General features: G+C 46.7%; 10 protein-coding genes. 1 reads left to right on the top strand and 9 read right to left on the bottom strand.

Going from position 1 to position 11,918, the window contains the following annotated elements:
• Positions 1-89: 89 nt before the first annotated feature.
• Positions 90-1,502 (top strand): ArnT family glycosyltransferase, encoded by a 1,413-nt coding sequence (locus tag L9Q39_RS06055; protein ID WP_237484204.1) that lies wholly within the window; start codon positions 90-92, stop codon positions 1,500-1,502.
• 243 nt (positions 1,503-1,745) lie between these two features.
• Here the strand turns inward: L9Q39_RS06055 and yciA are convergent, their stop codons facing one another.
• The 9 genes from yciA to L9Q39_RS06100 all read right to left on the bottom strand — a co-directional run bounded on the left by yciA (position 1,746) and on the right by L9Q39_RS06100 (position 11,912).
• Positions 1,746-2,132 (bottom strand): acyl-CoA thioester hydrolase YciA, encoded by a 387-nt coding sequence (gene yciA, locus L9Q39_RS06060; protein WP_237484205.1) that lies wholly within the window; start codon positions 2,130-2,132, stop codon positions 1,746-1,748.
• Between the two features lie 92 nt (positions 2,133-2,224).
• Positions 2,225-2,812 carry a septation protein A gene (locus tag L9Q39_RS06065; protein ID WP_237484206.1) on the bottom strand — a complete coding sequence of 196 codons (588 nt, stop codon included), beginning with the start codon at positions 2,810-2,812 and terminating at the stop codon, positions 2,225-2,227.
• 226 nt (positions 2,813-3,038) lie between these two features.
• Complete coding sequence (locus tag L9Q39_RS06070) at positions 3,039-4,925, bottom strand: methyl-accepting chemotaxis protein (RefSeq protein ID WP_237484207.1); 1,887 nt, start codon at positions 4,923-4,925, stop codon at positions 3,039-3,041.
• A gap of 340 nt (positions 4,926-5,265) precedes the next feature.
• Positions 5,266-6,513, bottom strand: coding sequence for a dicarboxylate/amino acid:cation symporter (locus tag L9Q39_RS06075; protein WP_237484208.1), 1,248 nt, complete (start codon positions 6,511-6,513; stop codon positions 5,266-5,268).
• A gap of 338 nt (positions 6,514-6,851) precedes the next feature.
• Positions 6,852-7,658, bottom strand: coding sequence for a tryptophan synthase subunit alpha (gene trpA / locus L9Q39_RS06080; protein ID WP_237484209.1), 807 nt, complete (start codon positions 7,656-7,658; stop codon positions 6,852-6,854).
• Positions 7,658-8,848 (bottom strand): tryptophan synthase subunit beta, encoded by a 1,191-nt coding sequence (gene trpB, locus L9Q39_RS06085; RefSeq protein ID WP_237484210.1) that lies wholly within the window; start codon positions 8,846-8,848, stop codon positions 7,658-7,660. Before trpB ends, trpA begins: the two co-directional genes overlap by 1 nt.
• Positions 8,849-8,895: 47 nt before the next feature.
• On the bottom strand, positions 8,896-10,260 hold the full coding sequence (trpCF, locus tag L9Q39_RS06090) for a bifunctional indole-3-glycerol-phosphate synthase TrpC/phosphoribosylanthranilate isomerase TrpF (protein WP_237484211.1): 1,365 nt from the start codon (positions 10,258-10,260) through the stop codon (positions 8,896-8,898).
• 12 nt (positions 10,261-10,272) lie between these two features.
• Entirely contained in the window at positions 10,273-11,274 is a 1,002-nt protein-coding gene (gene trpD, locus L9Q39_RS06095) for an anthranilate phosphoribosyltransferase (RefSeq protein WP_237484212.1), read from the bottom strand.
• A gap of 2 nt (positions 11,275-11,276) precedes the next feature.
• Positions 11,277-11,912: an aminodeoxychorismate/anthranilate synthase component II gene (locus L9Q39_RS06100; RefSeq protein ID WP_237484213.1), complete on the bottom strand. Its 636-nt coding sequence runs from the start codon at positions 11,910-11,912 to the stop codon at positions 11,277-11,279.
• Between the last annotated feature and the right edge of the window lie 6 nt (positions 11,913-11,918).

Below are 11,918 nucleotides of genomic sequence, written 5' to 3' on the forward strand. Positions count from 1 at the left end.
AACTCTTTCACACTGCCCCCTTTATGATGCCCGTAATAAAGATTTTTATACAGCCATAGCGTTGTAAAACCGCGAGGAAACACTAACTTATGAGCATTAATCGGTCTCATTTATGGGCATTATTAGGGTTTGCATTATTGCTTCGCCTTCTATCATTAGCCACCTATCCATTGATGGACACCACGGAAGCTCGCTATGGCGAAATGGCACGTCTTATGGTGGAAACAGGCAACTGGTTAACGCCACATTTTGATTACAATATTCCTTTTTGGGGTAAACCGCCGCTGTTTACTTGGATGAGTGCCGTGGGTATTGAGCTGTTTGGATTAAATGAGTTTGCCGTACGCGCCCCACATTGGTTGGCGGGAATTTTGACGATTGCGTTGGTGTGTATGGTCGCAAAGCGTGCCAATCTGGATCCGCTGATCACGGCATTGGTGTTAGCAACATGCGGTATGTTTTCGATTGCTGCCGGAGCAGTGATGACGGACATGGCATTGACCTTTAGCTTTACCTTGGCGATGGTCGGTTTCTATTATTGCTGGTTACAGCAAGACAATGCCAAACTTTGGGGATATGTAGGTTTTGTTGGCTTAGGGATTGGACTATTAGCAAAAGGACCGATTGTAGTTGTGCTTATGGGGGCTGCGGTGATGCCATGGCTTATATTCCAACACGGTTTTTTCAAAGCATTCAGTGTACTTTGGACTCGCTTTCCCTTGGTGACAGGTTCGCTACTTATGTTAGCCATCGCCACCCCTTGGTACTACATGGCAGAGCAGGCGACGCCGGGCTTCATTGATTATTTTATCGTTGGCGAACACTTTAAGCGCTTTGTGGTTTCCGGTTGGGAAGGGGATCTTTATGGCAGTGCTCACGAACGCACCCGAGGTATGATTTGGGTTTACTGGCTACAATCTGCATTGCCTTGGTCGATTGTTTTTCCTGTTATTGCATGGCGCAGAAAAGAGCGCGTTCGTAGCGCAGAAACGGACAACAATGGATTATTTAGCTTTCTATTAATGTGGATGCTTGCTCCTTTATTAGTGTTTACTTTAGCGGGAAATATCTTACCTGCTTATGTGCTGCCAGGCCTGCCTGCTTTAGCGGTGTTAATCACGATGTTGGTGAAAAAGGAAGACTTTAAATGGTTAGGTGCGACTGCGACAGTGCTTCCGGTTTTGCTTATCGGCGCGATGGTGTTCTTGAACTTAGGCAAAGCGGATTCACGCAGCGATCGTGTTCTCCACGCCTTAGTTGAGCAAGATATGCCGGTATTTTATGTTGGCAAACGTCCTTTCTCTGGGCAGTTTTACAGCCAAGGGCAAGCGAAGAGAATCGTAAGTACCGAAAAATTGGTTGAGTTGTCGGATCTGCCGGCATTCCATCTTATCGGTCGAGGTCGTGACGTAGAGCCTGTGATTGAGCAGCATGCACTTAATTGCTCTAGTGAATATACCTCTCAGTCGAAGCGCTCACTGTATGTCTGTTCGGCGGGTTAAGTCGGCGTACAGGTGAATGAACAATCAATGACGGTTTAACGTAGCTTGTTAAAAGTTAATACGCGTTAAAAGCTAATTCGTGTTTAAAGCTGATACGAGTTAAAAGCTAGTACGAGTAAAAAGCTAAACCGCATTAAAACCAACAAGGGAAAGCAAAGATGCTTTCCCTTGTTTATTTTTACCATTACCGACGATGTTACCTATTTGAATATCGACAATTCAGGTCATCAGTTTAATAGTGAATTACTTCTGAATCGGTCTTGGTCGTCCCGCTTCATCAATGGCGACATAGTTAAATGTGGCGTCACATACCATAAAACGTTCTTCGACACCGTGGTCTCTCACGGGCTTAACCCAAACTTCCAGGTCAATGTTCATTGAGGTGTTGCCGATACGAGAACACTCACCGTAAACACAAACAACATCACCTACGCTTACCGGTTTTTTAAAGGTAATACTTGAAACGGAAACGGTCACGATGCGTCCGTGGGAGATCTCTTTAGCAAGAATACCGCCAGCTAAATCGAGTTGGGACATAATCCAGCCACCGAAAATATCGCCATTGGCATTACAATCGCTTGGCATGGCTAAAGTACGAGTCAGTAGTTGACCCTTGGGAGAGGTAGACATACAGCTATCCTTAGGCAAAAAGGTAGCGACCCTAAGGTCGCTACAGATCAATCGTTTATCTAAGGTGGAGTATACGAATTACGCGATGCAGGTCAAGAAGTGTGATCTTGTTCGTCTTTATTTAGCTTTTGGTCTAACTCTTGCTCAGGTTGCTCACTTTTATCCATTTTTTTGTAGATGTAGATACCAGTAAGGACAGTGAACAGTAAGGTGACGATCAATAAACCAAATACCTTGAAGTTAACCCAAACATCCAGCGGCATTTCGTAGGCGACATAGATATTAAGACCCGCACAGAATGAGAAAAAGGCGACCCAAGCGGTGTTGATCTTGGTCCAAACAGGGTCGGGTAATGAGATTTCTTTGCCCAACATACCTTTGATGGCACTGCGCCCAATCGCGTGACTGACTGCCAAGCCGATAGCGAAGATGGCGTAGACAATGGTCACTTTCCATTTAATAAAGTTCTCGTCTTGCAAGAAAATGGTCATACCGCCAAATACCGTCACCATGGCGAAAGTAATCAGCTGCATCTTTTCTACTTTCTTATACAAGAAGTAAGTGACGACAATCTGTACCGCCGTTGCCGCAATTAATGCGCCGGTAGCGACATAGATATCCTGCATCTTGTAAAGAGCGAAAAAGATAATCAGGGGAATAAAATCAATAATTTGCTTCATTGTTCTAGCAAGTCCGATAAAAACAGTGGCACACAGTGTACCGAAAAGTGACAGCAGACAAAACCATTAGTGACAAATGGAAACATTAAAGCATAGGTTGAGCAGGAGCAAAGGAGAGTAAAGCGAAGCTGAAAGGCTATGGGGCAACGTATCAAATGATATGTGTTCTGTGGCGACAAATCTCGCCACAGAACATGGTCAATGCCATTAGCTTGGTTGGAGGCGATTAAGAAACTTTAAAAGTGGATACTTTTTGACTTAACTCTTCAAGTTCTAGTTTTACTTTACTTGAAGAGCTTGAACTGTCTTGTGAGTGAAGCACCAGTTGATCGGCAACATCTTTGATTAGAGTAATATTTTCTGTGACTTGGCTAGTCACATGAGTTTGCTCTTCTGCTGCAGTGGCAATTTGCGTTGCCATGTCGCTAATTAAGCTGACGGATGAATTAATCTCTTTCAGCGCTAGCGTCGCTTTATCGGCATCTTCCACCGAGTTTTCAGCAAACTCAGCGCTGCTTTCCATTATCGTCACGGCTTTATTGGTTGTATTTTGCAGAGTTTCAATGGTCGCTTTGATCTCTTCAGTCGAAGAGTGGGTGCGTTGTGAAAGCACTCTTACTTCGTCAGCAACCACCGCAAAACCTCGTCCTTGTTCACCTGCGCGCGCAGCTTCGATAGCGGCGTTAAGCGCCAGTAAATTGGTTTGCTCAGCAATGCCTTGAATAGTCGAGAGAACGGTGGAGATCTCTTGAGCATGTTTATCAAGATCACTGACAACCTGACCTGCAGTTTCAAGTTCTTCCGCCAGTCTATTTATCGAACCGCGGGTTTTGTGCACCATCTCTTGACCATGCACCGTGTTGTCCTCTGATTCGCGCGCGGCGTTGGCAGCTTGCACGGCATTTTGTGAAATTTCTTGAGTCGCGAGAGACAGTTCGTGAACGGCTGTTGCCACCATCGTAATCTCTTGTTGCTGCTGATTGACACCATCAACCGCTTTGGTCGCAAGCTGTGAGTTTTCTTCAGAGTAGTCGTTCAGACGGCTCGATTGCGTGCGAATATTGGCGATAAGCGTGTTCAAACTGGTGACGAACAGATTGAAGTTATTGGCAAGCTTGCCCACCTCATCATTGCTTTCAACATGGATTCTTTGTGTCAAATCCGCGTCGCCGGTCGCTATTTTTTCTAACGCGTTAGATACGTTATTTAGAGGTTTAAATAGAATATTACATAGCGCGCTAAATAGAACGATACAGATAATGACAATAACTAGGGCCGCGAGAACTTGTTTCCAGATCGCATCATTTAATGGTGCAACGAGTGAGCTATAGTCAACGACTGCCACCGTGGTTAATGACGTTCCTGGTATCTTGATTACGCGAATGACCGAATCCATGCCGTTGACCGATGCCATGACACTAGTGGAACTGCGGTTTGCGGCGTTAATGATTTGAGCGGTTAAACCAAGCTCAGATACAGGTTTGTGGAGCAGTTGAGTGTTGGCATGGGTAAAAACATTGCCTTGTTCATTCATAATAAACATATAGCCCGTCCCAGGAAGAATTACCTGTGACAGCCCATTAACAATATCTGTAATTTCGACATCCGCACCCAGAACCGCACTGCTGCCGCTAAATTGAATCGCTTTGCCCAACGATACAACGTTAGCACCAGTCGCTGCTGCGACAGTTGGGTTGTCCATAAAGACTTTCGAAGGCGCTTTAATTGCGTTGATGTACCAACCCCATTCACGAGGGTCATTGTTGCCTGCTGGCAGAATCACCTCATTAGCATTCTTTTGTGAGCCATCGGGCAGTGCAAGAAACACGTTATCAAAAGCGCCGGAATGGCGAACTTGCTCAAGGTGAGTAATGACGTTTTGCGGTGGAATGTCTGAAGATAGCGAGGTTAACGATCGCTCTTTTGAAGCTAACCAATCAACCACATATTGGTTGTAGGCAGTGACGGTACCGGTAAGGGATGATTCAACTTCGTTTTCCAGTCGATTTAATGATGCATTATAAGAAAGTGCTTCGACGAATAGCCCACCAATGGTGATTGCCAGGCTTGCTGCGAATGTCAGCTTGTTTTTTAGTGATATTTTTTTAATCATAATTAATGGTAACCGGTTGATCTAAAAGGTTTCTACTTGTGCAGATTTGAAATTTTAAGTGGTTTATTGCGTGATGGGTAAAATAAGTCGCTAGAATTTTATAGGTATGTAGGACGATATCTTATATCTAACTCGATGTTGATGGTAGGGATGAGCGAATTAATAGCGATAAACCTGTGTTAGATGTGAGGTTGGTCACTTAGGGAGAGTTGTCGTGCTGGTGCGGTTATTTTAGAAGGCAGAGGGTAAATTGAGTCGAATGATGGTTAGGTTATTTTGCTAGTTAACGATTAACGGTCACATTTTACGGTAACCGTTAATCGTTTCAATTCACCTTTTATTAGGCTTTTTGCTCGTTCATTTCCAGTTCGGTTTCTTCAACTGTTGCTTCTTCTTGAGCAATAGCATCAACAATGACTGCACAAGCCGCATCACCAGTGATGTTTAGCGCTGTACGAATCATGTCAAAGATACGGTCAAGAGCAAACAGCAGAGGTAGACCTTCGATTGGAATACCTGCCGCAAGCAGTACCGCGACCACAAGGAATGATGGACCCGGAACGCCGGCTTGACCAACAGCACCCAGTGTCGATGTTACGATGATCGCGATGTAAGCGCCGATAGACAGGTCGATGTTAAATAGCTGAGCGAAGAAAATAGCGACCAAGCCGTAGTAAATCGCATTACCACTCATGTTGATGGTTGCGCCAAGAGGCAGTACGAACGATGCCGTTGAGTTTTTCACGCCCAGCTCGTTTTCTACCGTGTCCATCGTCACAGGAAGTGTTGCCATTGAAGAAGCAGTAGACAGTGCAACCGCTTGTGGCTTCTTCATTGCCACTAGGAACTTCTTAGCCGACGTCTTGGTGAAGACTTGCACCATCAGCGGGTAAACAACAAAACCAAAGATTAGGATCGCAGCGATGTAAACCATAAATAGTTTAAAGACCACCATCAATGCGCCAAAGCCAAATGTCCCTACAGCTTCCGCCATCAGACCAAATACGCCTAGTGGCGCGATGATCATCACTTTGTTGATCATCCAAACCATGCTATCAACAATCGCGTTTACGCCATTGATGATAGGTTCGCGTTTTTGTTTATCTTGCTTAGAGAGTGCGATACCAAAGAATAAACAGAACACAAGAATTTGCAGGATATTGGCTTCGTTTAGGGATTGGAAAACGTTGGTTGGGATCATACCAGTGATGGTCGCCCAGAAAGTGGGAAGTTCACCCTTTGAAGCGTATTCTGCTGAGAACATACCTTCGATGCCCGCAGTATCGATATTGATGCCTGGTTGGAACATCTCGCCCATAAACAGTGCCAGAGCCACTGCCAGCGCAGAAGTTAAGCCAAAGTAACCCAGAGTTGCTACACCGACTTTGCCCGCATTGCTGCTATTGCCAAGCCCAGCTGCGCCAGAGATAAGTGCGACAGCAACTAGAGGGATGACCAACATCTTGATGAGGTTGATAAAAATAGTGCCCAATGGCGCAAATAGTGCCGCAGACTCACCCATTACAGCCCCAACGGCTGTACCAAGGATCATTGCGATAACCACTTGTACACCAATGTTATTTAGCATTGACTTTTCTTTTAACACTTCCTTAACTCCTGTGCTATGAAATGCATAAATTACAGAATAGTATCTCGAACAACCCTTGTTGAGAAGACTATAGTTCGGTGGGGATTGTGGCATTTTCCGTCTGTGCTCTGCAAGCATTAAACCGCATAAAATATGGGAAAAATGCTAATTTATTGAACGGTCGCATAAAAAATAATCACAGGCAAACGTTTGCGGGATCGCTTGTGTAACGCAAATGCTAAAAGTGAGACTGAAAGGTAGGTGAATTGGCTGCTGAAGGTAAATTAAAGGTTGCACCAATTCGTGCAACCTTTACATGGAGTATATGAAGTCGCGGGTTACTTTTGAGTGGCGGCTTTCATTGAGGCAATGAACTGATGCAGTTGTTTTAACATTTCTTCCGCATTGTCCAGATTGCTCTCAATGATTTTCACCACCGCAGAACCAGAAATTGCCCCGGCGGCGCCTGAAGTGAGCGCTTGTTTTACTTGGTCTGGTTGAGAAATACCAAAACCCAGTAATGACGGTGCAGCATCATACTGTTTTAGCGTGGTTAACTGGTTGGTCAGTGGCATCTGTGCTTTCGTTTCAGCGCCCGTGACGCCAGCGCGTGATAGCAGGTAGGTGTAGCCGCTGCCCAGTTGAGCCACTTGTTGAATGGTTTGTTCACTGGCGGTCGGTGGCGCGATAAAGATCGGATGAACACCATGTTTGTTAGCCGCTGCAACAAATTCGGCACTTTCATTAGTCGGAACATCAGCGATCAACACAGAGTCAATACCCACTTCTGCACACTGTTGATAGAACGCATCAATGCCTTTTGCGTACACAAGGTTGGCGTACATTAGCAAACCGATTGGCAATTCAGGGTATTTTGCACGAACTTTGCCAATTAACTCGAAACAGATCGCGGGCGTGGTGTTTGAATTTAGGGCGCGAATGTTGGCACCTTGAATCGTTGGACCGTCGGCTTGAGGATCAGAAAACGGAAAACCAAGCTCAAGCGCGTCAGCGCCTGCTGCGACCAGAGTTTCCATAATCTGCAACGACAACTCTGGATTTGGATCGCCGATAGTGACGAAAGGAACAAAAGCACCTTGGTTATTTTGCTCAAGGCGAGCAAACATAGATTGATAGCGATCCATTAGAGCGCTCCTTTTTCTTTAAGAATGTCGTGAACCGTGAAAATATCTTTGTCACCGCGCCCTGATAAGTTGACCACAAGAAGCTGTTCTTTTTCAGGGTTTTCTCTTGCCATTTTTAGTGCCCACGCCAGTGCGTGCGACGATTCCAATGCTGGAATAATCCCTTCGTGACGAGCGAGTTCTTGGAATGCTTCCAGTGCTTCATCGTCTGAGATAGATTCATATTGGGCACGCCCAATCGCGTTTAGGTGAGCATGTTGTGGACCAACAGAAGGGAAGTCCAGACCCGCAGAGACTGAATAAGATTCTTCAACCTGACCATTAGGATCTTGCATCAATGGGGCTTTCATCCCAAAGAAGATGCCCGTTGTACCGTGTTTAAGTGGCGCGCCGTGTTGATCCGTGTCGATACCCAGACCAGCAGGCTCGACGCCGATAAGACTGACATTCTGTTCCTCGATAAAGTCTGCAAACATACCGATAGCGTTTGAACCGCCGCCGACACAAGCAATGACTGCATCAGGTAATCGACCTTCGCGCGCTAAGATTTGGTTCTTAGTCTCTTCACCGATCATACGTTGGAATTCACGCACAATGGTTGGGAATGGGTGCGGACCTGCGGCTGTACCCAAGAGATAGTGAGCGGTTTCGTAGCTAGCAGACCAGTCGCGCAGGGCTTCGTTACACGCATCTTTTAGGGTAGAGCTCCCCGAGTGAACCGGAATCACCTCCGCGCCCATCAGTCGCATTCTAAATACGTTAGGGCTTTGACGTTCTACGTCTTTGGCACCCATATAAACACGACATTTTAATCCGAGCAGAGCACAAGCCAGTGCAGTCGCAACACCGTGTTGACCTGCACCGGTCTCAGCGATGATTTCGTGTTTGCCCATACGCTTGGCTAACAGTGCCTGACCCAATACTTGGTTGGTTTTGTGGGCGCCACCGTGCAGCAGATCTTCACGTTTGAGATAGAGCTTGGTTTTGGTGCCCTTGGTTAGGTTGCGAGTCAGCGTCAACGCCGTTGGGCGACCCGCATACTCTTGCAGCAGGGTCATAAACTCAGCACGGAATGCGTCGTCGCTCTGCGCATCAATAAATGCTTGTTCAAGTTGGTCAAGCGCTGGCACTAGAATCTGAGGGACAAATTGACCGCCATATTCACCAAAGTAGGCATCGAGTTTTGCCATGATGATTTCCTTAACTATTCGTTTTTATTCCTTGCGTCATGCAAGGTCTAGTAATCTCTAATTGACGCGAAAGCTTGATTTAGCTTTGTTGCGTCTTTCTTGCCGGGTGCCGTTTCAACACCAGAGTTGAGGTCTAAACCAATACAGCCTAATTGGCTTGCCTGCTTGACGTTATCGGGTGACAGACCACCAGCAAGCATCACGTCTGAGGCTTGATTGATCAGTGCCCAATCAAAGGTTTGACCTGTGCCTCCCGATTGCGAGCCAACCTGACTATCGAGTAGGTGGCGGTCAACCTTGATGCTGTGTAAATCAGGCAGTGCATCGCTTACGCCGTGTGCTTTCCAGATCTTGATGTCATCATTGAGCTCTGAGCGCAGCGCATCCACGTAGTTTTGATCTTCGGCACCATGCAGTTGCACCGCAGATAGATTCAGGGTGTTAGCCGTCGAAGCAACAAAATCGACGTCATGATTTTGGAATACGCCTACATACTCAAGCGGCGCACCGCTCATCACTAAACGCGCAGATTCTTGGTCAACAAAACGCGGAGATTTTTCGACAAAGATCAGTCCACCTTTGACTGCCCCTGCTTGATACGCTTTTGCCGCATCGTCAGCGTGGGTAAGTCCGCACACTTTGTTTTCACCCAGCAATACTTTGCGTACCGCGAGTTCAAGATTGTCCTCTGCCATCAGCGAGCTACCAATCAAAAAGCCATTGGCATAGTGAATAAGGTCGCGAACTTGCTGGTGGTTGTAGATACCCGACTCAGAAATCACCACGGTATCTTTTGGCAGCTTAGGTGCAAGTTGCTTGGTACGGGTTAAATCAACCGACAGATCTCTTAGATTGCGGTTGTTGATGCCGACCACTTTAGCGCCAAGCTTAATCGCGCGCTCAAGTTCTTGTTCGTTACTAACCTCGGTCAGGATGCCAAGGTTAAGCGAATGAGCGATTTCAGCCAGTTGTTGATACTCTTCATCGTTGAGCACAGACAGCATCAACAAAATGGCATCCGCATTGTAGTGACGCGCCAAATAGACTTGATAAGGGTCGATCATAAAGTCTTTGCACAACACAGGGACGGACACTTGGTTACGAACTTGCGGCAAGAAATCAAAGTTACCTTGGAAATACTTTTCGTCCGTGAGAACAGAAATCGCGCTTGCATGCTGGTTATAGACTGAGGCGATGTAATCAAGATTGAAATCATCGCGAATCAAACCTTTAGAAGGTGATGCCTTTTTGCACTCAAGAATAAATGCAGTTTTGCCTGTCGACAGCGCTTGGTAAAAACTGCGGTCGGATGGCGTGAGTGAGGCTTGAAATTCCTCTAACGGCTGAGACTCTTTGCGTGCTGCCACCCAAAGTCGCTTGTCATCAACGATTTTCGCTAATACGGTTTCCATGTCATTGCTACCTTACTTTTTAAACGCAGCGAGCTTTTGTACAAGCTCGTAGGCTGCGCCATTGTTCATTGCGTCAATCGCTTGCTGGGCGTTAGCCGCTAAATCTTCGTGACCAAATAGCTTCATCAGCAGTGCTACGTTGACGGCAACCGCACCGAGCTGTGCGTCGCTGCCTTTACCCGTTAGCATATTGGTGATGATGGTACGGTTCTCTTCTGGCTCGCCACCTTTGATTGCTTCCAGTGGATGGTTTTGTAGACCAAAATCCGCCGGTGATAAGGTGTATTCGATGATTTGACCCTGTTTAATCTCAGCGACCAAGGTTTCGCCGTGGATCGCCACTTCATCTAATCCGCTGCCATGTACCACTGCTGCGCGCTTCATGCCCATTTTAAGCATGGTTTCCGCAATAGGGCGAACCAATTTTGCGTCATAAACTCCCATCAGTTCGATGTTAGGACGAGCGGGGTTAATCAGTGGACCAAGAATATTGAAAATAGTGCGGGTTTTCATGGTTTGACGCACTGGCATGGCATGACGCACACCACCGTGATATTGCGGCGCAAACAGAAACGCGACGCCGATTTCATCAACGGCAGCACGGGTATCTTCAGGGCTCATCGCCAAGTCGATACCGAAAGAGTCAAGCAGGTCTGAAGAGCCAGATTTGCTTGAGACACCGCGGTTGCCGTGTTTGGCAACTTTAAGACCACAGGCGGCAGCAACAAAAGCAGCGGTGGTCGAGATATTGATGGTATTGGCACCGTCGCCACCAGTGCCGACAATGTCAGCAAAATCGTAATCGGGACGCGGGAATTCTTTTGCGTTAGCCAGTAATGCTTTGGCAGCACCAGAAATTTCTGCTGGCGTTTCGCCTTTGATTTTGAGTGCGGTTAGCGCGGCTGACATAAGAATAGGGTCTAGCTCGCCCTTGATAATGGTGTCAAAAAGCTGCTGGCTTTCCTGCTCAGTCAGTGACTCTTGAGCGTATAGTTTCTCGATAATCTGTTCCATAATTACAGCTCCTTGTTGTTGACCGAGTTTGGCGTTGTTGCCCAGTGAATGGCGTTGCTCAATAGGGTCGCACCATGCGTTGTCATAATAGACTCTGGGTGGAATTGAAAACCGCAGACGCGATCTTGCTGATTGGCAACCGACATCACTAAGCCATCCACCTCGGCAGTGACTTCCAGTGACTCTGGCACGTGTGTGGCAACAAGAGAATGGTAGCGTGCAATGGCGAGTTCAGCAGGCAGACCTTGATAAATCTCGTGATTTTCATGCTTCATCATAGAGACTTTGCCATGCAGGATTTCGCCAGCACCGGCAACGATACCGCCATAAGCCTCGACAATCGCTTGATGCCCAAGACAGATGCCAATCATGGGTACTTTGCCACGCAAAAGCTGAATCAATTCCGGCATACAGCCTGCTTCAGAAGGTGCGCCCGGACCCGGAGATAAAACAACTACAGGATTGGTAAGCTCCAACACCGTTTGAGCAAGTGCTTTAGCGTCAATGTGGTTACGGTAGATCGTCACCGGATAGCCTAGGCTACGGAACTGATCGACCAAGTTATAGGTAAAGGAGTCAAAGTTGTCGACAAAGACGAGGTTAGCAGTTTGAGATGTCATAGTAGTTTGAGATGCCATAGCAAT

Origin of the sequence: Vibrio hippocampi, from assembly GCF_921292975.1 — a bacterium.
In the GTDB taxonomy this organism is placed as follows: domain Bacteria; phylum Pseudomonadota; class Gammaproteobacteria; order Enterobacterales; family Vibrionaceae; genus Vibrio; species Vibrio hippocampi.